The organism is Streptomyces bambusae (assembly GCF_019400985.1).
GTDB classification, from domain to species: domain Bacteria; phylum Actinomycetota; class Actinomycetes; order Streptomycetales; family Streptomycetaceae; genus Streptomyces; species Streptomyces bambusae_A.
This window is the reverse complement of record NZ_WTFF01000057.1, coordinates 1-22,123: the sequence shown is the minus strand read 5'-3', so window position 1 is coordinate 22,123 and position 22,123 is coordinate 1. Positions and strand designations below refer to the sequence as shown.

The following is a 22,123-nucleotide window of genomic DNA, read 5'->3' as shown; positions in this document are numbered from 1 at the left end:
TGCGCATCGCACGGGCGGGACTGGGGAGTTAGCAAGGTGATGAACGGTCAGCATCCTGACGCCGAGGGCGGCGCGGGCCGCACGGAACCGCCGGCGCACTTCGAGCCGCTCGGCCCCGACGACCCCGCCATGGTGGCCGGATACCGCATCGTGGCCCGGCTCGGCGCGGGCGGCATGGGCAAGGTCTACCTCTCCCACACCCCCGGCGGTCGCCCGGTCGCCATCAAGGTGATCCGGCCGGAGTTCGCCGAAGACCCCGAGTTCCGGCGCCGGTTCGCCCAGGAGATCCGCTCCGCGCAGCGCGTGCAGGGCCTGTTCACCGCGCCCGTCATCGACGCCGACACCGACGGGCCGCACCCGTGGCTGGCGACGGCGTACGTGCCGGGGCCCTCGCTCGCCGCGGCCGTGTCCGCCCACGGCGCCCTGCCGGTCGAGACCGTGCTGCTGCTGGTCGCGGGCATCGCGGAGGCGCTCCAGGTGATCCACGGCGCGAGCATCGTGCACCGCGACCTCAAGCCGTCCAACGTCCTGCTGGCCGCCGACGGCCCGCGCGTCATCGACTTCGGCATCGCGCACGCCGCCGACGCGACCTCCCTCACCGGCAGCGGCGTCGCCGTCGGCACCCCCGCCTTCATGGCGCCCGAGCAGGCCGCGGGCCGCGGGGTCGGACCCGCCACCGACGTCTTCGCCCTGGGCCAGGTCGCCGCGTACGCCGCCGCCGGCGCGCCCGCCTTCGGTGAAGGCGCCTCGCACGGGGTGCTGTACCGGATCGTGCACGAGGAGCCCGACCTGTCCGGCGTGCCGCCCCGGCTCTCCGAACTCGTCACCCGCTGCCTCGCCAAGGACCCGGCGGACCGGCCCTCGGTCGCCGAGGTCATCGCCCTGTGCCAGTCCGCGAACGACGCCACCACGCTGCGCCGGGCCGAGGACTGGCTGCCGGCGGCGGTCACCGCCGAGATCACCGCCCGTTCCGCGGCCCCGGCACCCGCACCTGCTCCCGCAGCACTGCCGCCCCAGGGCTCGACCCCGCCCCCGCCGTCCCACCCGCCGACCGCGCCGTCCCACCCGTCGACCGCGCCGTCCCACCCGGCCTCCGCACCGGCGTACGCTCCGACCACGCCGTCCGTCCCTGCCTACCCTCCGACGGCCGCAGCCGCCCCACCGGCCACGGCAGTCCCGCCTGCAACGGCAGTCCCGCCTGCCACTGCCCCGGCCGCGCCGCCGCAGGCCACGCAGCAGCCGTACCACCCCGCGAACCCGTACGCGCCCACGCACTTCTCCCCCTCCCAGCCGCAGCACACCCAGCCGCAGCCGCAGCCGGGGTACCCCCACCCGCAGCCCCCCTTCCCGGCTGCCGCCCAGCCCGGGGCGGGTGGGCCCCGCCGGTCCCGGGTGGGGATCGTGGTGGCGGTGGCCGTCGCGGCCGTCGTCATCGGCGGCGCCGCCGTCTACGGCGTGGTCAAGGGGAAGGACACCGCCGACGGCAACGGCACCGGTACCGACACCGGTTCCTCCGCCTCCTCCGGCAGTAGCGGCAGTACCGGCAGCAGCAAGGAGGCCAAGCCCTCCTCCGGCGGGCCCCGCCCCGACCCGACGCCGGCCGACTACAAGAGCATCAACCTCACCGCCGGCTACCACCTCACCCTCGGTGAGGACCCGCTGCGCCCGCAGAAGGGCGAGGACGGGGGCTACGAGCTCTCCTACGACACCGGCGGCTACCTCGACGCCGAGAGCCAGGGCAGCACCTTCGCCCTCCTCGACCCGGGCCAGGAAGGCTCGCTGGCCACCTGCCGGTCCGAGACCCGCTTCACGGAGAACGTCTACGTCAACAAGCTGGGCACCGGCCGCCAGATCTGCCTGACCACGGGAACCGGCCACATCGGCCTGATCACGGTCCGCGGCTTCTCCCCGGAGGACTCCCCGAGCACCTACCTCACGCTGGACGCGACGGTCTGGCGCAACGCCGCAGCGGGCTCCGCCACCCGCTGACGCCGCCGGCGGCCGGGCCGGCGAGGTACCACTGTCGCCGGCCCGGCACCGGCCGTAGTACCCCGACCGGTTCGAAGACGCCGCCGGCACCTCCGACAACCCTGGCCGTGTGCCTCACCGGCGACCCGGACGCGACGGCAGCGCTGCGCGCCGCACCCGGCGATGTCGCAGGCCGTCACGTCTCCCGCAGCGGTGCGTACGCCTCCTCGCCCAGGCCGAATGTCCAGGCCACGCCCTGCCTCGGGGTCCGCGTGTCCGGCGGCACCCGCAGCCAGTACGTACGGCTGGTCCCGTCCGGCTCCGGCGTGGAGTTGACCACCTCCACCATCACCACGTCCTCGTCGTCCGGCAGGGGCAGCCGCCACAGCACCCCCGCCTCGTCCCGGTGCATCGGCTCGGCGCCCGACTCGCGCAGATAGCGCTCGTAGCCGTAGTGCTCCAGCATCACCCGGCGCAGCTCGGCGTTGTCCTCCGCCAGGATCCGCTCCGGCGTCAGCGCGGCCAGCTCCGCCGGGAACTCGGCGGGCACCGGCATGCCGCGCCACGCGTACAGCGCGAAACCGTCCGGGAAGGCGAGCGCGGGACCGTCACCGCGGTCCAGCCGGCCCGCCTCGTCCCGGTGCAGCTCCACCGGACGCTCGCACACCACGGCCAGCCGCTCGTACGGCCACCACCAGCCCGCCGAACCGGCCACCTCGGCCAGTCCGCGCAGCGGCGTGCCCTCCTGCGTGTCGAACGCGCACAGCCAGGCCGCGTCGTGCTGGCCGAGCACCGCGTCCAGGAGCAGCAGCCGGACCTCCGCCTCCTCGGCCGGCTCCGCCGCCGACTCCGCGACGAGCCCGGCACGTATGCGGTCCACCAGCAGCCCCGTGCTCTCCCACAGCCGGCCGCCCGTCGCGTGCCACCTGCGGCCCCAGCCCTGCGGGCCGAGCCGCTCCTGCAGCCGGGCCCGCTCGGCCGCCCACGGCGCGCTGCGCACCGCCTCGCGCACACTGCGCCCCCGGACGCCCTGCCCCCACGGCCCGTCGGCGGCCCTCAGCAGCTCCAGCGCCTCCCGGGGCGAGTCGGCCCACACGATGTGCTCCGGCTCAGCGAGCCCGGCCTCCCGGTAGGCGAGCCGCACCCCGGCCTCCGCGGCCTCACGGCGCGCGGGCCCGGTGGCGGCCGCGGCCGCCCGCCACACGTCGACGTCGTTCATCCCCATGTCCCTCACTGCTCCCGTGCTTTCCGTCCCCGCCGGTCCCCGCCGGTCCCCGCCGGTCCCCGCCGGTCCCCGCCGGTCCCCGCCGGTCCCCGCCGGTCCTCGCCGGTCCTCGCCGGTCCCGGTCCCCGGCCCTCGGTCCCCGGCCCTCGGTCCCGCCGCCCGCTCAGTCCGCCACCAGCCGCACCGCGCCCGGCACGTACTCCCGCTGGCGCACCACCCGGTACCAGCCCTTGGGCAGCGGGATCGCGGCATGCTCCTCGTGCACCACCCGCCCGCCGTCCGGGAGGTGGAGCCACATCGGCCCGGCCGACGGACCCGACTCCCGCACCAGACGGCCCGGTCCCACCACGGCGTGCGCGTGCCCGGTCACCTCGCCCAGCGCCAGCACCAGCCGGCCCCGCCCGTCCCGCGCCTCCTGCGGCGCCTCACCGATGTGCGGCGGCACCGCCGACTCCTCGATCGGCACGATGAGAACGTCCCCCTGCCGGTACATACCTCTCCCCTTCCCGATACGGCCGCCCGGTGCGCCGCGTCGATTCCGACGGTAGGAGAAGGGTCTGACAACGGCCTTCGACCGGCCCTGCCGCAGGCGTTGTCAGTGGTCCTTGCTACAACTTGCAGCACATCGGACGCCGCACGCACCGGGCGGCGCACCGGACGCGACGCGAGGCGAGGAACGGCGAAGACCCATGAGCTATGCGAGCCACCTGAAGGAGTCGTACGGGCTGCCCGTCTTCGACTTCCCCGGCCCCGAGGACGAAGGCACGACCCGGCTGCCCGAGGCCGACGCCGTCGCATGGCGGATCTCCTCCGACACCTACGACAGCGAGGAGGAGTGGACCGAGGCGTTCGCGCGGTTCACCGCCGCCGTCGACACCACCCGGGTCCGCGCGATCGTCGTCGGCGCGTGGGAGGAGGCGTACGAGAGCGGACCGGGGCGGATCATCGCGGCCCTCGTCGACGCCGGCCCCCGGCTCCCCGCCCTGCGGGCGCTGTTCCTCGGGGACATGGAGTCCGAGGAGTGCGAGATCTCCTGGATCACCCAGGCGGACGTCGGCCCGCTCCTCGACAACTTCCCCGAGCTGGAGGAGTTCGGCGTCCGCGGCGGCAGCGGGCTGCACTTCAGCACCGCCGCCCACAGCCGGCTGCGCTCCCTGACCGTCGAGACCGGCGGCCTGCCCGCCGGGTTCGTACGGTCCGTCGCCGCCGCCGACCTGCCCGCCCTGGAGCACCTCGACCTGTGGCTCGGCACCAGCGAGTACGGCGGCGACAGCGCGCTCTCCGACCTGGCCCCCGTCCTGGCCGGGGAGCGCCTGCCGAGCCTGCGTCACCTGGCCCTGCGTAACTCCGAGATACAGGACGAGATTGCCGCCGCCGTCGGCTCCGCGCCGGTCGTCGCCCGCCTGGAGACCCTCGACCTGTCCATGGGCGTCCTCACCGACGAGGGCGCGACAGCGCTGCTCGGCGGCCAGCCGCTCACCCACCTCACCAGCCTCGACCTCCACCACAACTACCTCAGCGAGCCCCTGCGGGAGCGCTTCCGGGACGTCCTGGGCACCGCCGGGGTCAGCCTCGACCTGGACCGGGGCCACGCCGACGAGGACGAGTGGGACGGCCGCGTCTGGCGCTTCGTCGCCGTCGGCGAGTAGCGCGGCGGCCATGACGGAGCATCGGTGGCACGCACCGCGGCGCTGGGCGGTCGTCGGCAACCCGGAGAACCGGCGCGTCGGCCTGTTCGCCCGGGCAGTCCGCGACGCCGGGCTCCCGGCGCCCCGCGTCGTGCCCTGGGCGGCCGTCCTGCGTGACGGCGGCGCCGAGTTCGCCGCCGACGAGCTCGTACGGCTCGACTCGCCCGGGGAGAACGCCGAGGTCGACCGGGCCCTGCGCGGCCTGGACGACCCGACCCGGGTGGAGGGCGGAGCCCGGTGGTACGCACGCTTCACCGCCGCCGTTGCCACCCTCGGCGGCGGAGTGCGCCTCGACGACCCCGACGAGCTCGCCGTGCTCTTCGACAAGCGGCTCTGCCACCGCGCCCTGGACCGCGCCGGCGTACCCGTCCCGCAGTCCCCGACCTCCGGCGGCGGCACTCCGGTGCGCGGCTGGGACGACGTACGGGCCCTGATGGAGGCGCACGGGATGCCGCGTGCCTTCGTCAAACCCGCCCACGGGTCCTCCGCGTCCGGCGTGGTCGCCGTCGAGACGGCCGGCCGGGGGCGGTTCCGGGCGACCACCTCCGTGGAGACGGCCCAGGACGGAAGCCTCCACAACTCCTTGCGGCTGCGCCGCATCACCGCGGAGCGGGAGGCCGCCGCCCTGGTCGACGCCCTCGCCCCCGACGGACTGCACCTGGAGCGCTGGTGGCCCAAGGCGTCCCTCGGCGGCGGCGCGGCGGCGGACCTGCGGGTCGTCGTCGTGGCCGGCCGGGCCACCCATGCCGTCGTCCGCACCAGCCGCTCGCCGATGACCAACCTCCACCTCGGCGGCCGGCGCGGCGACCTCGCGGCCGCGGTCGAGGCGGCCGGCCCCCACTGGGCCGAGGCCCTGCGGATCTGCGAGCGGGCCGCGGCCTGCTTCCCCGGCACCCTGTGCGTCGGCGTCGACCTGCTCCCCGCGGTCGGCTGGCGCCGGTTCGCCGTCGCCGAGGTCAACGCCTTCGGCGACCTGCTGCCCGGCCTCACCGGGCTGCCCGGCAGCGGAGCCGAGGGCGCGGACACCTACGCGGCCCAGGTCGCCGCAGCACCCGCGTACGCACGCCACGGGCACCACCGCCCGCACCCCGGGCACCACCCATGAGCACCACCCATGAGCAGCGCCCCCACCTGCGTACGTACGGCACGGGCACTGCACCTGCCCTGCACCTGCACCACAAGTACCGCCTGCACCACGAGCATCACCCGCACCACAGGCACAGCCCACACCACGAGCACGACCCACACACGAGCAACGCCCGCACCACGAGCACCACCACCCGAGGAACCACCGTGCATCCGCCTGAGACCGCCCCACCGCCAGCCGTCGACGAGGCGCCCGACATGAACGAGGTCGTCGGCCGCGACGACCTGCTCCTGCTCACGCTGGACACCCTGCGCCACGACGTCGCCGCCGAACTGGCCGCCGCCGGGCGCATCCCGAACCTCGCCCGCCACCTGCCCGGCGGCGCCTGGGAGAAGCGGCACGCCCCCGGCAGCTTCACCTACGCCTCCCACCAGGCGATGTTCGCCGGGTTCCTGCCCACGCCCGCCACCCCCGGACCGCACCCGCGGCTGTTCGCGGCGCGGTTCGCCGGCAGCGAGACGACCGCAGGCCGCACCTACGTCTTCGACACCCCGGACCTGGTGTCCGGCCTGGCCGCGGCCGGCTACCGCACCGTGTGCGTCGGCGGCGTCGGCTTCTTCAACAAGCAGGGCGCGCTGGGTGGCGTACTGCCCGGGATGTTCCAGGAGAGCCACTGGGAACCGGGGTTCGGCGTGGCGTCCCCCACCTCCTTCGAGGCCCAGGTCGAGCGGGCCGAGCAGGTCGTCGCCGACCTGCCGGCGGACCGGCGGCTGTTCCTCTTCCTCAACGTCTCCGCCCTGCACCAGCCCAACTGGTTCCACCTCCCCGGTGCCACCCGGGAGGCCGGGGACACCCGCGCCAGCCACGCCGCCGCCCTCGAGTACGTCGACCGGCACATCGGCCGCCTCTTCGCCGCGATGAGCTCGCGCCGCCGCTGCTTCGCCGTGGTCTGCTCGGACCACGGCACGACCTACGGCGACGACGGCTACACCGGCCACCGCCTGGCCCACGAGGCCGTGTGGACCGTGCCGTACGCCCACTTCTTCCTGGAGCCGTCCGCATGACCGCCCCCGCCCCCGCCGTGCCCCTGCCCGTGACGGCTCCCGCGGTGCGCCCGTACCAGAGCTACGTCTACGCCTACCCCCACAAGACCGCCTACGAGCCGCTGCCCGGCCGCCCCGCCCTGCGCGACCTGTGGCGCGGCGAGCGCAAGGACGCGCTCTCGCTCTACCTCCACATACCGTTCTGCGAGGTCCGCTGCGGCTTCTGCAACCTCTTCACCCGGATCGGTGCCCCCGACGGCCTCACCGGCCGCTACCTCGACGCCCTCGACCGCCAGGCCGCCGCGGTCCGCGAGGCCCTCGACGACGGGGCCGACAAGGCCGGCGAGGCCGACAAGACCGACAAGACCGACGAGGCCGGTGAGACCGGCACCGGCCCGGTGCGCTTCGCCAATGCCGCCTTCGGCGGCGGCACCCCCACCTTCCTGACGGCCGACGAGCTGAACCGGCTCTGCGACATCGCCGAGCACCGCATGGGCGCCGACCTGCGCGCCATTCCGCTCTCCGTCGAGGCCTCGCCCGCCACCGCCACCGCCGACCGCCTCGCGGTCCTCGCCGAGCGCGGCACGACCCGCCTCAGCATCGGCGTGCAGAGCTTCGTGGACGAGGAGGCCCGCGCCGCCGTACGACCCCAGCGCCGCGCCGACGTCGAAGCCGCGCTCGGCCGGATCCGGGACGCCCGCATCCCCGTCCTCAACATCGACCTCATCTACGGCATCGACGGCCAGACCCCCGCCAGCTGGCGCACCTCTCTCGACGCCGCGCTCGCCTGGCAGCCCGAGGAGCTCTACCTCTACCCCCTGTACGTCCGCCCCCTCACCGGCCTGGCCCGGCGCACCGCCCACACCGACCGCGCGTGGGACGAACAGCGCCTGGACCTCTACCGCCGCGGCCGCGACCACCTCCTCGCGCAGGGCTACGAGCAGGTCTCGATGCGCATGTTCCGCCGCGCCGGGGCGGCCCCGCAGGGACCCGACGACCATGCCTGCCAGACCGACGGGATGATCGGCCTCGGCTGCGGAGCCCGCTCCTACACCTCCGCCCTCCACTACTCCTTCGACTACGCCGTCGACATGGGCGAGATACGCAGGATCATCGACGACTGGACGGCGACGCCCGACTTCGGCCGGGCCGTGCACGGCCGGTACGTCACCGGCGACGAGGCACGCCGCCGCCACCTCCTGCAGTCCCTGCTCCAGGCGCAGGGCATGCCGGTCGCCGACTACCGCGACCGGTTCGGGACCGGCCCGCACGAGGACTTCCCCGCCGAACTCGCCGCCTTCGCCGACCGCGGCTGGCTCCACGACGGCGGCGCCGGACCGCTCCTGCGCCTCACCCCGGAAGGACTCGCCCACTCCGACGCCCTCGGCCCCGAACTCTTCTCGCCCGCCGTCCGGGCGGCGATGGCCGCCTACGAGCCCAAGTAGCCGCCGTGGACCTGACGATCCTCTACCGCGGCCCGCTCGCCTCCTGCGACTACGACTGTCCGTACTGCCCCTTCGCCAAGCGCCGCGACACCCCCGGCCGGCTGCGGGCCGACCGGGCGGCCCTCGAACGGTTCACGGGCTGGGCCGCCGGGCCCGCCCGGACCGGCGACCGGCTGTCCGTCCTGTTCACACCGTGGGGCGAGGGACTGGTCCGCTCCTGGTACCGGCGCGCCCTGGTCGAGCTGTCGCACCAGCCGCACGTCGAGCGCGTCGCCATCCAGACCAACCTCAGCTGCCGCACCGACTGGCTCGCGGAGGCCGACCCCGCCACCGTGGCGCTGTGGTGCACGTACCACCCCGGACAGACGCCGTACGAGCGGTTCCTGGCGAAGGTGCGGGACCTCGCCGACCGGGGCGTCCGCCACAGCGTCGGCATCGTCGGCCTGCCCGGGAACCTGGCGCACGCCCGACGGCTGCGCGCCGAGCTCCCCGGCCACGTGTACCTCTGGGTCAACGCCGCCGAGGGCCACACCTACACGGACGAGGAGGCGGCGGCCTGGACCGCCCTCGACCCCCTCTTCCCGTACAGCCGCCACCCGCACCGCTCGGCCGGTCTGCCCTGCCGTACCGGTGAGTCGGTCGTCTCCGTGGACGGTGACGGCACGGTCCGCCGCTGCCACTTCGTCCGCACCGAGCTGGGCAACCTCTACGACGGCTCGTACCGGGCGGCGCTCGCCCCGCGCCCCTGTCCGCTGTCCGTCTGCGACTGCCACATCGGATACGTCCACCTGGAGACGCTCCCGCTGTACGACGTGTTCGCCGGCGGAGTCCTCGAACGCATCCCCGCCGCACCTGAGCCGACGCCCCTCACCCTGAGCCGACGCCCCGCGCCCTGAGCCGCCGTCCCGCTCCCGGATGTGCGAAGGAGCGGGTGCGGTGCTGGAATGGTGGAGGGGAGGGACGTCGGCTGACGCGCAGCACCGGCAACATCCGTGGGGACGGCGTGGTGGGAAGGAGCGGCCCCATGACGCAGCCGACCCAGCCCGGCCCGGATCCCGGGCCCGGCCGGCCGGGCCCGCAACCCGGAGCCCCGCCCGCACGCACGCAGGCCACCCAGCCCGAGGAGGCCGACAAGCTCCGCGAACTGCTGCGCAGCCCCGGGTACCTCAAGACGCTCGTGTTCTGCGGGCTCCTCGGCATCCCGGTCTCGCTGGCCGCGTTCTGGTTCCTCTCCGGGCTCCACGCCCTGGAGAACTGGGTGTGGGAGGACTTCCCGCACGCCTTCGGGTACGACACGGCTCCGTGGTGGTGGCCGCTTCCGATGCTGCTCGTCGCGGGCGTGTGCGTCGGCCTGATCGTCAGCCACTTTCCCGGCGCCGGAGGGCACATCCCCGCCGCCGGCCTGCACGCGGGCGGTCCGGGAGCGGCGGCCCTGCCCGGGGTGGTCCTGGCGGCGGTCTTCAGCCTGCCGCTCGGCGCCGTCCTCGGCCCCGAGGCCCCCCTCATCGCGATGGGCGGCGGCCTCGCGCTCGCCTTCCGGCATCTGACGGGATCGCTGGAGACACCGCAGAGCGCCGTGCTGCTGGGCGCCGCCGGTGCCGCCGCGGCGGTCGCCACGATCTTCGGTAATCCGGCCGTCGCCGCCGTGCTGCTCATGGAGATGGCGGGCGTGGGCGGGCCCCGGCTGTTCGCCGTCATCCTGCCCGCCCTCCTGTCGAGCGGCATCGGCTCCCTGGTGTTCACCGGCTTCGGCCGGTGGACCGGTCTGGAGGTAGGCGGCCTGTCACTGAAGTCCGGCCCGCCGGACGGCGCGCACGTCCCACTGGACGCCGGTGACGTGGTCTGGTCGGTCGTCATCGCCGTGGTCCTGGCCCTCTGCATCCACCTCATCCAGTACGGCGGCCGCCTCGCCGCCGTCCGGGTCGTCCGGCGGCCCGTGCCCGTCACGACGCTCTGCGCGCTGGCCGCCGGAGTGTGCGCGGCCGTCTACGCCCTGACCACCGACCGCTCTCCCGCGGACGTGGCCTCCTCGGGCCAGGCCACCCTGGCCCAGCTGGTCGCGGATCCGCACGCATGGAGCGTGGGCGCCCTCCTCGCCGTCCTGCTCTGGAAGGGCATCGGCTACGCGCTGTGCCTGGGGAGCCTGCGCGGCGGCCCGATCTTCCCGGCCCTGTTCCTCGGAGCCGCGGCCGGCGTCCTCCTGGCGCCGCTGCCGGGCCTGGGCGTCACGGCGGGGATCGCGGCCGGCATGGCCGCGGCCGTCACGAGCGCGATGCGACTGCCCGTCAGCGGGGTCGTGCTGGTGATCCTGGTGCTCGGCAGCTCGGCCATGATCCCGGTGGTGATCCTGGCCGCCGTGGTCGCGTTCGTGACCACCGAACTCCTCCCGGACGGCCCGGCGGTCCCGCTCATGGAGACCGCGAAGCCCCCGGCGGTCAGGGCATGAAGTGCGCGACCAGGAACACCACCCGCCGGTTGTCCTTCCGCTCCGCCTCACTCGCGGGCACCCTGAACTCCAGGTCGGCGGCGCCCGCGACGGCCGTGAAGATCGAGGTCCGCTTGAAGTCGCGCAAGGTGGCCGGCGGGGTGAGCCCCGATATCAGGAGGCGCTTACGGATCTCCTGGAACAACCACTCCACCGCGCTGTCGGCGCGCTTCCTGGCGGCGGACCGCTCGCTCTCCCGCCGCTGTTCGGGCGTCAGCCCCGGTGTGTCGTCCCGGTCGGAATGGCCGACGACGGTGACGACGAAGAACTGGCCCTCGAACTCCTCGGCGTTGGCGGCCCGGTCGGCGATCTCCTGGCGGACCGTGTCCTGCGCCCCCTGCGACAGCGTGTCCAACAAGGTACCGAAGTCCGACTGCCCCGCCCCGTATCCCGATACGGGTATTTCCGCCTCGAACGTGACCATGGCGGTGTTCCCTCGATGGGTTCCCTGTGCTCGTACACCACGATTATCCGTTCGGCCGTACCCCGCCGCGACTCCGGCGGGGCCGGGCGTGACGGGGGCGTGCAGCGGCAGAGCCCCGTGACCGCCTGGATCGGATGCCACCTCCGCGCGGTAGACGGCATCGACCGGCCGGGCGCCGGAACCAGCTACGCGCTCCGGGTCAGCAGACCGGCGTCGATGACCTCAGCGATGAGGCTGGCGCCGCGGCTGTTCTGGTGGATGTGGTCGGTCGTGAGCACGAGACCTCGCCGCCTCGAGATCGTGTCGAGGCTGCGGCGCAGCACTGCGTGCTCGACGAGGACGCCGACGGCCGCTGCGGGCGTCACCTCCCGGTATGGAATCGGCGGCGGGTCCGCTCGGCGCAGTTCCTCGATCTGGCGTTCGTGGAGCGGAAGGTAGGCCACCTCGTTGGTGGCAGCGACATCGGCGATCATCCGGCTGTACGCCTGCGATGCCTGTGCCGCTGCTCCGTCGAGTTGTTGGCCGAGTACCGGTAGCGACAGCAGACCGATCGTCGCGTCGGTCTCCGCTCGCAGCCGTGCGACGACGGCTCCCAGGCACTGTTGGAACCAGCCGGCCGACGGGCGATCGGGGAGCTGCTTGCGCTTCATGGCCTGCTCGACGGGGTAGCCGGCAAGGCTCGCCCGGGCGTCGTTGGTCCCGATCAACACGGTGATCACATCGGGTGGGTTCCTGACGACAGCATCGAGGCGCTGCAAGAGGTTGTAGGCGAAGTCGCCGTTGGCGCCGAAACGGGCGAGCTGCACGTCACCGGGAGGGTGGCGTCGCCGGAGAAGATCCAGGTAGTCGACGCTGAACTGCGCGCGGGTGAGGCTGTCGCCGAGGCACGCGATGCGTGTCGTCACCGAGCTTCCTCCGGACCGGGCGTGCCGACGCGTTCGGTCGGGCGGGTGTCGGTCCGTCGACGGTGGTCGGTGCCGAGGGTCGCAGTGATGGCCAGGATGGACGTCGGCCCCTCCATGTCGACCACGTGCCATACCCCGGCCGGGTTGATGGTGGCCTCGCCCGGCCCGAGCAGAACGCGGTCGGGGACCCCGCCCACGTCGCGGGTGACCGTCACGGACCCGCTGAGGCAAACGACCAGTTCGTCGCCTGCAGGGTGGCTCTCCCAGTGGTCGCCGAGTCCGTCGCCGTCGAAGATCATCACCATTCGGCCCTCGGCGCCGTCTGCCGCGACCGCGGCGCTGTAGGCCTGGAGCACCTCCGGGTCCCAGGTGAAGCCCTCGACGGGTTTCGCTCTCGATCCCAGTCCGAGGTGCACGGGGGTGGTCCGCAGGTCCATGGCATTGCGTTCGTGGTTGACGAGTCTCATGCCGACGATCGTCCACGACAGCGATCGGGCGGTCTTGAAGAAAAGGGAAGAGAAGCCGACGCGACGGGCAGACGGCCGGCGGCTACCCGGCTCCGAGGAGGACTTCACCGCGACGCCAGGCCGTCGGCGATCGGCCCGTGAACTCGCGCCAGTCCCGGACGAGATGGGCCTGGTCGGCGTAGCCCGAGACGGCTGCCACATCGCCCCACGGGAGCGGGTCCCGCGCCGCCGCCAGTTCGTGCGCGTGCTCGAAGCGCAAGACTCGGGCGAAGGTCTTCGGCGACAGGCCCACCTCACCGCGAAACCGCTCGGTGAGGTACCGACGGCTCCAGCCGAGTTCCGCGGCGACCGCACCAACCTGGACGCACCCCCGCGCGGCGACGAGGCGGCGCCATGCCTCGGCCACCTCGGGGCGCATCCAGCGCACATGCTCGCCGCAGGCGCCACGGCCGACAGCTCGGAGGAGCAATTCGTCCAGCGCGGTGAACCGCGCCGCCCATGTTGTCGCCGATCGGAGCCGGTCGACCAGCTCGACGGCAAGCGCTCCGAGAAGCTCGTCAAGTGGGACCAGTCGGTGGGCGAGCTCGGCGGCGGGCATGCCGTAGATGGCCCGGGCCCCGAGCGGCGTCAGCGATACCTGAACACCTTGCTGGCGTCCGTCGTGGTGAATCGCGACGGACCGGCACATCAGACCGCCGGCCACGCTGCCGAATCGGCTGACCGGTGACCCGTCGTCAACGCCCGCCGCCACCTCCAGAGGATCTGACAGGCTGATCACCGCAGTGAGCGCGCGGCTCGGCGGGCCGCAGTGCACCCCCGTCGGGAGCCCGCGGAGGTCGAAGCCGACATACGAGTCGACGTACGGCCGCAAGACGGGCGCCGGACGTGCACCGATCCCGGTAGGCGTGTGGTCCTCCATTTTCGTCAGTGTACGAGCCGCCCAGCCCAGGAAGATCACCGTCCAAGGACTGATCACCGCCGTTTGCGGCTGGTGAGTTGCCCCTTTGGTGCGTATCTCGGTCACACCCCTGATGCGGCGAACGGGCGCGCACGGACCCCGTGCAACCGATTCCCGGCTGTTGAAAGCCGACCATACTTGTGGGTAACAGGTCCGGATCGTGCCGGATTTGATAGTTGTGGAGTTGTACGGTGCCGTTCGCGTCGAGGGAAGGGAGACGGGGCCGTGTTCGATGTGCTGCGTCCCACCACCGTCACCTGCTCCTACTGCAAGGCCGGCCCGGCCGACGGCGGGGTGCGCACCGTCTGCATCGGGGAGCGGTCCCTGTCCGTGACCTGGCACACGGCCGACTGTCCTCACCTCGCCGCCGACCGCATCCTCGCGGAACGCGAGAGCTGAGCGCTCCGCCGGAAATGCGGTGATGGAACCGCGGGCCGGTGGGGGCTGGTCGTGCCTGCCCACGCGGCGGAGCCGCATATGCGGACAGCCCCGCGCCCCTGACGGGGTGCGGTACCGCACCGGACTTCGCCGATCCCGCTTCAGAACCGCGGTTGGTCCCACGGTGTCGGGAGTACCTCGAAGCCGCTGAAGTGCTCCGACTCCGACGGCCCCGACGGTTCGTCCCGTACGTCGATCCCGCGGACCTCGGCCGCCGGCGGTCCCGTGCGCGCCCAGCGCACCATCGACGCGACGGCCTCCTCCTCGCCCTCGAACACCGCTTCGACCTCGCCGCCGGGCAGGTTGCGTACCCAGCCGGACACCCCGTGCGCCAGGGCCGTGGTCCGGCACGAGTCGCGGAAGAACACCCCTTGGACCCTGCCGGACACGATCACGTGCTTCCTCGCCATGCCCCGACCATACGGCCCGCCGCGGCCGGCGCCGGGCCGACCGGGCCCGGGGTGTCGGCCGCGCCGCCCCGCGGCCCGGTCAGCGTACGGCCACCAGCACCTGGCTCGTGCCGAACTGCCAGACCACGCCCACGTCCGCGAAGCCTGCCTCGCGCAGCAGCCGGACGTGGCCGCGGACACAGAGGTCCGCCGTCTCGCAGGGCGGGTGGCCGCGCTCGCCCCGGCGGGCGAGGACGGCGGCGAGGTCGGGGTCGGCTGCGGCCCCGGACCACCAGGACTGCCAGTCCTCGTGCGCGGCGGCCAGGTGCCGCTCCGCGTGCCGGGCGTCGAGCTCGAGGGCCAGGGACTGGATCCGGGGGGACGTCAGGCCGATGTGGTCGCCGTTGACGAGGACGCCGCCCGGCCGCAGCCGCTCGGCGAGGTCCCGGTACGCCGCCCGCAGTGCCTCCGCGCCCAGGTAGTGCAGGGCCGTGGTGGAGACGGCGGCGTCCACCGGCCGGTCCAGGCCGAGGCCGTCGAGCCACCCGGGCGCGCCGATCAGCGCCTCGGCGAAGCGCAGCCGCGACTTCCCGCCGTAGTGCGCCCGGCCCAGCTCCAGCAGGAGCGGGTCGGCGTCCACGGCGAGCACCTCGGCGTCGTCGGGCAGCCGGGCGGTCAGCCGGGCGGCCAGCGAGCCCGGCCCGCTGCCCAGGTCGAGGACCAACGGGGCGGGTGTGCCGAGCGTGATGTGCTCGACCACGTCCGCGATGACGGTGAACCGCTCCTCGCGGTCGACCGCGTACCGCTGCTGCTGGCACTCCCAGCGCTCGACCCAGCGGGCGGCGGTCACGGTGTTCAGGTGCATGGCGTGCTCGTGTACATGGCGTTCGAGCCGTCTTCCGGGCTGTCGTGGGACTGTTTGTGCTTTTGAAAATCATTGCAGATCGGCGAGGGTGTCGACCAATCCCTCCATCTCTTCGAGCGTGTTGTAGACGTGGACGCTGACACGCACCGAGGTCTCCCGTACACTCCGGCCGGCCTGGCAGTGGCCGTCCGAACGCACCATGAAGCCGCGGCTGTACAGGACGAACCCCAGGTCCTGGGCGCTGATCCCGCGGTGCCGGAAGGTCACGATGCTGCCCCTGCGCTGCACCTCGGAGCCGGCCGCGAGGCTGGTCCGGCAGCCCAGGACCTCGTAGGCTGCCGGCATCCGGGACAGGGCGTCGGTGAGCAGGGCCGTGAGCGCGGTCGTCCAGCGGGCGATCCGGTCCGGCCCCGCCTCCTCCAGCCAGTCCAGGGCCGCCACCAGGCCGGCCACCCCGGCGGTGTTCGGGGTGCCCTCCCAGCCGCCGGGGCGGAACGCCGGGCCGCGCGCACCGCGCGCCCACACCGCTCCGGTCCCCGGCAGCGCGAGGGCCTTGTGGCCGGAGAAGGCCAGGAAGTCCACGTCCAGGCCGGCCAGGGACACCTGCTGGTGCCCGACGCTCTGCGCGGCGTCCAGGCAGATGACCGCGTCCGGTCCGACCGCCTCGCGCAGCCGGTGCACGTTCATGTCGGCGCCGTACACGTGGTGGACGTGGGTGGCGGCCACGAACCGCGTGCGGGGGCCGGCGAGTTCGGCGAGGAGCCGCGCATCGTAGTCGCCGGAGGAAGCCTGGTACGGCAGCGCGCGCACCCGGATCCGCACCCCCTGCCGGGCCAGCAGGTCGCGGGCCTCCAGCCAGGGCGCCAGGTTCGCCTCGTGGTCCTCGTACGGGACGAAGATCTCGTCGCCGTCGCGGAGCAGGGCGGGCAGCCAGTCCCGGGCCACGGTCCGCAGCCCCTCCGAGGTGCCGCTCGTGAAGTGCACGCGGGACCGGTCCGGGTCCGGGTCGCCGAGGAAGGCCTTGACCCGGTCGCGGGCGCCCTCGACCAGCGCCGTCGTGGTGTTGGCCCACGGGTACGAACCGCGGCCGGAGTTGGCGTTGGCCGTGGTCAGGTAGATCCCCACGGCGTCCAGGACCGCCTGCGGCTTCTGCGCGGTGGCCGCGCTGTCCAGGTATGCCGGCCCCGGCGGCCCGGCCAGGATGGGGAACTGCGCGCGCAGCGGGGACTGCCACGCGGCCAGCCGGGCGAGCTCCCCGGCGGGATCGGTCAGGCGGTGGGCCGGGCCCGCCGCGACGTCCGCACCTGTCATGTCGGCTCCCGTGCCGGCTCCCATGTCAAGCTCCCATGTCAGTCGCGTACCAGAGGCGCGCCCGCGTCCCGCCAGGCGATGATCCCGCCGGCCAGGCTCCGCACGTCCGGATGGCCCATCCGGGTCAGCAGCGCCGCGTACCGGGCGGACTGCTCCCCGACCGGGCAGGCCAGTAGCACGGGTGTGCTCCTGCTGAACGGCAGCCCGCCGCGGACGAGTTCGTCGAACAGCTCGTCCACGATGTTGACCGAGCCGTCGATGTGCAGCGCCCCGTACGCGAAGGGCCCGCGCAGGTCGACCACGAGCGGCTGCCCCGTGGCGATCCACGCCCGCGCCGCCTCGACGCCGACGGACGGCGCCGCCCGCACCTCGGCCTCGGTCAGGGTGGCGACCGAGTTGCGCGCCGGGGGCCGGCCCAGCAGCTCCGGACGGATGCGGCGCACATAGCCCAGATAGCTCTCGACCCGGTCGCAGACGATGAAGACGGCCGTCCGCCGCTCCGTCAACTCCTCGTCCAGGGGCCGAAGATGGCGCACCGCCCCGTAGTACGCGGCCCCGCCCGTCGGCCCGGACAGCAGCCCGCAGCGGCGCAGCAGGATCACCATCCCCTCCACCGCCTCGTCCGCGCCCACGCCCTCGATCGTGTCGTACACGGCCGGGTCGAACAGGCCGACCTCCTGCACCTCGTCCAGGGTCCTGATCCCCGGGATGAAGTCGGACTTCTGCCCCACCAGCCCGACGACCCGCACGGAGGGGTCGTGGGCGCGCAGCGCCGAGGCGACCCCGGTGGACGAACCGGCCGTGCCCACACAGGTGATGAACCAGTCGGGGGCACGGCCGTCCAGATCGGCGATGATCTCCGGGCCGGTGCCCCGGGCGTGCGCCTCGGCGTTCAAGGGGTTGAAGTACTGGTCGGTGTGCAGGTGGGAGCTGCCGGGGCGGGCCAGCTCCTGGTGGAAGCGGGTCAGCGGGTCGTCGGTGTCGGTCGGGTCCAGGCACTCGCTCTGCCCGGGCAGTTCCTCGATCTCGGCGCCGAGCAGCAGGAGCAGGTCCTTGACCTCCGGGATGCGCATGCGGTTGGTCACGCTCTTGAACGGCAGTCCGTGCAGGCCGGCAATCAGGGCCAGGGCCTTGGCGGTGTTGCCGCTGGAGAGCTCGACCACCGTCTCGCCCCGGGCGGCGGCGCCGGCCAGGCCCGGGCGCACCATGTTCCAGGCGGCCCGGTCCTTCAGGGAGCCGAACGGATTGAGCATCTCCAGCTTGGCGTAGAGGTCGATGTGGCGCAGTCCGTGCACCGCCGGATCGATGCGCACCAGCGGGGTGTTGCCGATGGCCTCGGTGATGGAGTCGTACCTCACGCCTGCTGTTCCCCCGTTTCGTCGAGCGGCCAGTACTCCTCGTCCAGGCGCCAGCGCCAGGATCCCCCCTCCTCCCAGACGGCCACCTTGCGTGCCTCGGGCTGCTGTTGGGCCCGGGTGGCGGTGAAGTCCATGCAGTATCCGGCGGTGTTGGCGAACGCGAGCAGGTCGCCGGGGCGCGGCAGGGCCGGCAGGAACACCGTCCGGCGGGTGATCAGGTCGGACTCCAGGCACAGGTTGCCCACGAGATGGACACCGACGGCGCCGCCCGCCGGCTCCCCGCCCCGGTCGCGGGGCACGGGCACGGGGTCCAGCAGGACGCCGTGCTCCTCCAGGCTGACGTCGCGGGCGTTCATGGCCAGCCGCACCAGGTACGGCTCGCCGCAGCCGGAGTCGCGCACCTCCACGACCCGGCCCAGGGTGATCCCGCACTGGTCCACCAGGGCCCTGCCGGGCTCGGCGTACAGCTCGCACAGGGACTCCAGCAGGAGCGTGCCCAGCGGGCGGCCGAGGCCGGGCGCGGGCCGGGACAGCAGCTCGTCCAGGTAAGCGGGCCCGGCCACCGGGCGGTGGGCCGGGTACAGTCCGAGCGACCCCCGGAGCACGCCGTTCTCCGCCCGGAGCCCGTAGCCGTACCCGCCCCAGCTCAGTGGCGCCCGCCGGCCCAGCACCGCCTGGGTGAGCTCGGCCGTGTACCGCTCCCACTGGGCCGCGTGCGCCAGGTAGTTCACGCCGAAGCCGCCGCCCACGTCGACCGCGAACGGCCGGAATCCCCGGATCCGCAGCTCGTCCGCGGCGCGCAGGCAGCCCTCCAGCGCCGTGGCCTTCTCGTCGAGGCCGACGGTGTCGAGGTGGTACCCGACGCCCACGGGCTCCAGGGCGTCCCGGTAGCGCTCCAGTACGTCGAGGAGTCCGCCCAGCTCCTTGACCGGGGTGCCGAAGCGGCTGCGCCGGGAGAGCATCCGGGCGCCGGAGCTCTCGAACTCCGACAGCCGCAACAGCACCCGCAGCGGCGCCAGTCCGCAAGCCCTGACCAGCCTGGCCGCCGCCGCGAGCTCCCCGGGCCCGTCGGCGTTCACGATCACCCCGCAGCGTGCGGCGAGCCAGAGGAACTCCGGTTCCTTCGGCCCGGTCGCCATGATCCGGTCGGCCGTGAACCCCGAGGCGAGGGCGTGCTGCAACTCGCCGAGGGAGGCCGCGTCGAGACCGGCGCCGGTGGTGGTCAGACGGCGGACGAGGGCGCTGGACCGGTTCGCCTTGTGCGCGAAGTACAGCCTGCCGGTCAGCCGGTGGCGCCGCAGGACCGCGTCGAAGCCCTCGGCGTTGTCCGCGATCTGCTGCGGCAGCAGCACGTTGAGCGGCGACCCCAGGGCGTCCACCAGCGTGTGCAGGAACGCGGCCGACCGCAGCAGCGCGGCCGGCCGCCGGTCGAGGCGTGGTTCGAGGTGCAGAGGGGCTTCGCCGTACAGAGGGGCGTCACTCATCCCAGCTGTTCCTCCCCGACGAGGAATCCGGACCGGCACTGGCGCTCGCTCGTACAGCTCTGCCCATCATCGGGTCTTTCACGCCAGGTCTCCAGGGCCAGTCCGGGGTTGCGGGCCCGGTTCGGCCGGATCGGGGCGGTTCAGCGGCTCAGCGGTGCGCCTCCTGGTGCGGCTCGACCCGGGCCGGGGGGACCTGGCCGGCCGGGTCCACCGGCATCCGGAGGCTGCCGTAGCGCTCCATCCGCTGCCAGCGCAGGCGCGAGCCGGCGACGGCGGTGAAGACGGACTGGATGACGACGAGGTACATGAGCTGGCGGTGGACGAACTGCTGCAGGGGCAGGCTCCACAGCGGTCCCGGGCGCTCGTCGTCGAGGTGGAAGGCGTACAGCCCCATCAGGACCTGGAGCACCAGGAACGCCGTCCACAGGCCGAGGATGCGCACCGGGTCGAGGAAGACGAGGCCGTAGACGGCGAAGATGTCCACCACCGGTGCCAGCAGGGGCAGCAGGACCTGGAAGGTCAGCAGGTAGACCAGCCCGCGCCTGCCGAGTTTGCCGGCCTGCCCGCGCTGGGTGAGGGCGCCCCGGTGCTTCCACATCGCCTGCAGGGTTCCGTAGCACCAGCGGTAGCGCTGCTTCCACAGGGCGCCGAGCGTGGCCGGCGCCTCGGTCCAGGCCTTGGCGCGCTCCTCGTAGACCACGCGCCAGCCGTCCCGGCACAGGGCCATCGTGAGATCGGTGTCCTCGGCCAGGGTGGTGCCGCTGACCCCGCCGACACGCAGCAGCGCCTCGCGCCGGAACGCGCCGACGGCGCCGGGGACCGTGGGCATGCACTCGGCCAGGTCGAACAGGCGGCGGTCGAGGTTGAAACCGACGACGTACTCGATGTGCTGCCAGCGCCCGAGCAGGCCGCCGCGGTTGACCACCTTCGCGTTGCCGGAGACGGCGCCCACCCGGCGGTGCGCGAAGGGCTGGACGATCATGCGGACGGCGTCGGGCTCGAAGACGGTGTCGCCGTCGACCATGACCAGCAGGTCGTACGAGGCCGCGGCGATGCCGGTGTTCAGGGCGGCAGGCTTTCCCGCGTTCTGCTGCCGGATGACGCGCACACCGGGCAGCCGGAGGGCCTCGACGAGGTCGGCCGTGCCGTCCGTGGAGCCGTCGTCGACGACGATGACCTCCACGGGGTGGTCGGAGGCCACCAGGGAGCGGACGGCGGCCTCGATGCCCGCGCTCTCGTTGTAGGCGGGGACGATGACGCTCACGGGCGCGGTGACCGGAGCACCCCACGGCCTGCGGCGCATCCGTACGTGGCGGCGGGCCGCGACGACGACGGCGACCGCCCGCAGCAGGCTGACCGCGCCCGCGCCCCACAGCAGCCAGGAGAGGGCCTCCAGCACCGCGTCGCCGCCGCGGATCGCGGTGATCAGGGCGAGGCCCTGCAGGCGGTCCGAGGTCGCGGCCGGCTGCGTGGTCCGCGGCAGGGAGACCGCCTGTCCGACGGTGGTGAACCGCCAGCCGCCCGCCTTCAGCCGCGGCACGAGCTGTTCGAGCGCGGCGACGGTCTGCGCGCGGTCCCCGCCCGCGTCGTGCAGCAGCACGATCTCCCCGCCGGAGCCCTTCGGGGTGGCGTTCGCGACGATCTGCCCGGCACCCGGGCGGCGCCAGTCCTCGCTGTCCCGGGTCGTCAGGACGGTCAGGTACCCGTCCTGTCCGGCTTGGCGAACGGCGTCCCAGTCCGCGTCGGTGAGCGCCGCGCTGCTGGAGGAGTACGGCGGCCGCAGCAGCGGGGTGGTGACGCCGGTGGCGCCGGCGACGACGAGCTGGGTCTGGCGCAGTTCCAGGGAGCGCCGCCAGCGGGACGCCGAGCCGAGGTCGGTGTGGGTGAAGCTGTGCAGGCCGATCTGGTGGCCGTCCTCGACGATCCGGCGGGCGAGGCCGGGGTTCTCGGCGACCCGGTTGCCGACGGTGAAGAAGGTGGCGCGGACGTCGTGGCGCCGGAGCACGTCGAGGATCTTCGGTGTCCAGACCGGGTCGGGGCCGTCGTCGAAGGTCAGGGCGATCGTGCGGTCCGCCGGAGTGGCGGTCCGGGCGGCGGCGCCGTCGATCACCGGCCCGCCGGAGCTGACCTGCGCCGGTACGGACGTCGCCGCGCGCCGTTCGCGGGGGATCCCGTCGGGCCGGGTGTCGAAGAGGTGCTGGGTGTAGCCCTGGAGGAGCAGGGCCGCGGAGAGCGTGAGCACCAGGGTGGTCAGCAGCAGCCAGTGGGTGCGCAGCGGGACGTTGCGGACGGGGCTGTGCCTGCCTCGGGATCGGCGGCGGCGGTTCTTCGACAAGGGGCGGTGTTCCTGCCTGCTGCGGTGTGCGGTGCCGTACGTCTGCGTCTGTGTCTGCGTCGGCGCTGTGCCCGTGGGGCTCTGCCGGTCGCGCCGTGCGGCGCCGTGCCCTACGGGCGGGTCGGCTTGCCGCCGCCCTGGCCCGGCGGGTCGGTGTTGCGGCCGTGTCCCGCACCGGGGGGCGACGGGGCCGCGCTGCCGGGGGCCTTCGTCGGACCCGGGCCGGTGGTGGGCGCCGAGGTGCCGCC

Annotated in this window: 20 protein-coding genes; 8 read left to right on the top strand and 12 right to left on the bottom strand. The window is 73.9% G+C overall.

Annotated elements, in window-relative coordinates:
- Window positions 1–39: 39 nt before the first annotated feature.
- Window positions 40–1,989 carry a serine/threonine-protein kinase gene (locus GPJ59_RS11155; RefSeq protein ID WP_219666589.1) on the top strand — a complete coding sequence of 650 codons (1,950 nt, stop codon included), beginning with the start codon at window positions 40–42 and terminating at the stop codon, window positions 1,987–1,989.
- A 175-nt stretch (window positions 1,990–2,164) separates the two neighbouring features.
- On the opposite strand, the gene GPJ59_RS11150 is transcribed toward GPJ59_RS11155, so the two are convergent.
- Window positions 2,165–3,187, bottom strand: coding sequence for a DUF6745 domain-containing protein (locus GPJ59_RS11150; protein WP_219666582.1), 1,023 nt, complete (start codon window positions 3,185–3,187; stop codon window positions 2,165–2,167).
- Window positions 3,188–3,356: 169 nt separating this feature from the next.
- Window positions 3,357–3,686 carry a hypothetical protein gene (locus GPJ59_RS11145; protein ID WP_219666581.1) on the bottom strand — a complete coding sequence of 110 codons (330 nt, stop codon included), beginning with the start codon at window positions 3,684–3,686 and terminating at the stop codon, window positions 3,357–3,359.
- A gap of 196 nt (window positions 3,687–3,882) precedes the next feature.
- Here GPJ59_RS11145 and GPJ59_RS11140 point away from each other — a divergent pair, with 196 nt between their 5' ends.
- The 6 genes from GPJ59_RS11140 (at window position 3,883) to GPJ59_RS11115 (ending at window position 10,902) form a co-directional block, all read left to right on the top strand.
- Window positions 3,883–4,842: an STM4015 family protein gene (locus tag GPJ59_RS11140; RefSeq protein ID WP_219666579.1), complete on the top strand. Its 960-nt coding sequence runs from the start codon at window positions 3,883–3,885 to the stop codon at window positions 4,840–4,842.
- Between the two features lie 10 nt (window positions 4,843–4,852).
- Complete coding sequence (locus GPJ59_RS11135; protein ID WP_219666577.1) at window positions 4,853–5,986, top strand: STM4014 family protein; 1,134 nt, start codon at window positions 4,853–4,855, stop codon at window positions 5,984–5,986.
- Window positions 5,987–6,225: 239 nt separating this feature from the next.
- A complete protein-coding gene (locus GPJ59_RS11130; protein ID WP_219666610.1) occupies window positions 6,226–7,032 on the top strand; it encodes an STM4013/SEN3800 family hydrolase in 807 nt (268 codons plus the stop codon).
- Entirely contained in the window at window positions 7,029–8,456 is a 1,428-nt protein-coding gene (locus GPJ59_RS11125) for an STM4012 family radical SAM protein (protein WP_219666575.1), read from the top strand. The genes GPJ59_RS11130 and GPJ59_RS11125 overlap by 4 nt, the downstream gene beginning before the upstream one ends.
- A gap of 5 nt (window positions 8,457–8,461) precedes the next feature.
- Window positions 8,462–9,352, top strand: coding sequence for an STM4011 family radical SAM protein (locus tag GPJ59_RS11120; protein ID WP_219666573.1), 891 nt, complete (start codon window positions 8,462–8,464; stop codon window positions 9,350–9,352).
- A gap of 128 nt (window positions 9,353–9,480) precedes the next feature.
- Entirely contained in the window at window positions 9,481–10,902 is a 1,422-nt protein-coding gene (locus GPJ59_RS11115) for a chloride channel protein (RefSeq protein WP_219666567.1), read from the top strand.
- On the opposite strand, the gene GPJ59_RS11110 is transcribed toward GPJ59_RS11115, so the two are convergent.
- The 4 genes from GPJ59_RS11110 to GPJ59_RS11095 form a co-directional block, all read right to left on the bottom strand.
- Entirely contained in the window at window positions 10,892–11,365 is a 474-nt protein-coding gene (locus GPJ59_RS11110; RefSeq protein ID WP_219666563.1) for a hypothetical protein, read from the bottom strand. The genes GPJ59_RS11115 and GPJ59_RS11110 overlap by 11 nt on opposite strands.
- Window positions 11,366–11,550: 185 nt before the next feature.
- The gene (locus GPJ59_RS11105) at window positions 11,551–12,270 is read right to left on the bottom strand and encodes an SGNH/GDSL hydrolase family protein (RefSeq protein ID WP_219666561.1); all 720 of its coding nucleotides are present in this window, start codon (window positions 12,268–12,270) and stop codon (window positions 11,551–11,553) included.
- Window positions 12,267–12,737, bottom strand: a complete 471-nt coding sequence (locus tag GPJ59_RS11100; protein ID WP_219666559.1) for a cupin domain-containing protein — start codon at window positions 12,735–12,737, stop codon at window positions 12,267–12,269. The genes GPJ59_RS11105 and GPJ59_RS11100 overlap by 4 nt, the downstream gene beginning before the upstream one ends.
- Before the next feature lie 82 nt (window positions 12,738–12,819).
- The gene (locus GPJ59_RS11095; protein WP_219666558.1) at window positions 12,820–13,656 is read right to left on the bottom strand and encodes a helix-turn-helix domain-containing protein; all 837 of its coding nucleotides are present in this window, start codon (window positions 13,654–13,656) and stop codon (window positions 12,820–12,822) included.
- 264 nt (window positions 13,657–13,920) lie between these two features.
- On the opposite strand from GPJ59_RS11095, the gene GPJ59_RS11090 reads away from it, so the two are divergent.
- Window positions 13,921–14,094: a hypothetical protein gene (locus GPJ59_RS11090; protein ID WP_219666556.1), complete on the top strand. Its 174-nt coding sequence runs from the start codon at window positions 13,921–13,923 to the stop codon at window positions 14,092–14,094.
- Between the two features lie 140 nt (window positions 14,095–14,234).
- Here GPJ59_RS11090 and GPJ59_RS11085 read toward each other — a convergent pair whose 3' ends face one another.
- The 6 genes from GPJ59_RS11085 to GPJ59_RS11060 form a co-directional block, all read right to left on the bottom strand.
- Window positions 14,235–14,543: an acylphosphatase gene (locus GPJ59_RS11085; RefSeq protein WP_219666554.1), complete on the bottom strand. Its 309-nt coding sequence runs from the start codon at window positions 14,541–14,543 to the stop codon at window positions 14,235–14,237.
- A gap of 79 nt (window positions 14,544–14,622) precedes the next feature.
- Entirely contained in the window at window positions 14,623–15,387 is a 765-nt protein-coding gene (locus GPJ59_RS11080) for a class I SAM-dependent methyltransferase (protein WP_219666553.1), read from the bottom strand.
- A 69-nt stretch (window positions 15,388–15,456) separates the two neighbouring features.
- Window positions 15,457–16,698, bottom strand: coding sequence for an aminotransferase class V-fold PLP-dependent enzyme (locus GPJ59_RS11075; protein WP_219666551.1), 1,242 nt, complete (start codon window positions 16,696–16,698; stop codon window positions 15,457–15,459).
- A 38-nt stretch (window positions 16,699–16,736) separates the two neighbouring features.
- Window positions 16,737–18,056 carry a pyridoxal-phosphate dependent enzyme gene (locus GPJ59_RS11070; RefSeq protein ID WP_219666549.1) on the bottom strand — a complete coding sequence of 440 codons (1,320 nt, stop codon included), beginning with the start codon at window positions 18,054–18,056 and terminating at the stop codon, window positions 16,737–16,739.
- Window positions 18,053–19,540, bottom strand: coding sequence for a Y4yA family PLP-dependent enzyme (locus tag GPJ59_RS11065; protein WP_219666548.1), 1,488 nt, complete (start codon window positions 19,538–19,540; stop codon window positions 18,053–18,055). The genes GPJ59_RS11070 and GPJ59_RS11065 overlap by 4 nt, the downstream gene beginning before the upstream one ends.
- Window positions 19,541–19,688: 148 nt before the next feature.
- On the bottom strand, window positions 19,689–21,875 hold the full coding sequence (locus GPJ59_RS11060; protein ID WP_258024220.1) for a bifunctional polysaccharide deacetylase/glycosyltransferase family 2 protein: 2,187 nt from the start codon (window positions 21,873–21,875) through the stop codon (window positions 19,689–19,691).
- Between the last annotated feature and the right edge of the window lie 248 nt (window positions 21,876–22,123).

Coding starts and splice junctions, on each gene's coding strand:
- GPJ59_RS11155 (WP_219666589.1), top strand. CDS start 40: ATGAACGGTCAGCATCCTGACGCCGAGGGCGGCGCGGGCCGCACGGAA.
- GPJ59_RS11150 (WP_219666582.1), bottom strand. CDS start 3,187: ATGAACGACGTCGACGTGTGGCGGGCGGCCGCGGCCGCCACCGGGCCC.
- GPJ59_RS11145 (WP_219666581.1), bottom strand. CDS start 3,686: ATGTACCGGCAGGGGGACGTTCTCATCGTGCCGATCGAGGAGTCGGCG.
- GPJ59_RS11140 (WP_219666579.1), top strand. CDS start 3,883: ATGAGCTATGCGAGCCACCTGAAGGAGTCGTACGGGCTGCCCGTCTTC.
- GPJ59_RS11135 (WP_219666577.1), top strand. CDS start 4,853: ATGACGGAGCATCGGTGGCACGCACCGCGGCGCTGGGCGGTCGTCGGC.
- GPJ59_RS11130 (WP_219666610.1), top strand. CDS start 6,226: ATGAACGAGGTCGTCGGCCGCGACGACCTGCTCCTGCTCACGCTGGAC.
- GPJ59_RS11125 (WP_219666575.1), top strand. CDS start 7,029: ATGACCGCCCCCGCCCCCGCCGTGCCCCTGCCCGTGACGGCTCCCGCG.
- GPJ59_RS11115 (WP_219666567.1), top strand. CDS start 9,481: ATGACGCAGCCGACCCAGCCCGGCCCGGATCCCGGGCCCGGCCGGCCG.
- GPJ59_RS11110 (WP_219666563.1), bottom strand. CDS start 11,365: ATGGTCACGTTCGAGGCGGAAATACCCGTATCGGGATACGGGGCGGGG.
- GPJ59_RS11100 (WP_219666559.1), bottom strand. CDS start 12,737: ATGAGACTCGTCAACCACGAACGCAATGCCATGGACCTGCGGACCACC.
- GPJ59_RS11095 (WP_219666558.1), bottom strand. CDS start 13,656: ATGGAGGACCACACGCCTACCGGGATCGGTGCACGTCCGGCGCCCGTC.
- GPJ59_RS11085 (WP_219666554.1), bottom strand. CDS start 14,543: ATGGCGAGGAAGCACGTGATCGTGTCCGGCAGGGTCCAAGGGGTGTTC.
- GPJ59_RS11080 (WP_219666553.1), bottom strand. CDS start 15,387: ATGCACCTGAACACCGTGACCGCCGCCCGCTGGGTCGAGCGCTGGGAG.
- GPJ59_RS11075 (WP_219666551.1), bottom strand. CDS start 16,698: ATGACAGGTGCGGACGTCGCGGCGGGCCCGGCCCACCGCCTGACCGAT.
- GPJ59_RS11065 (WP_219666548.1), bottom strand. CDS start 19,540: ATGAGTGACGCCCCTCTGTACGGCGAAGCCCCTCTGCACCTCGAACCA.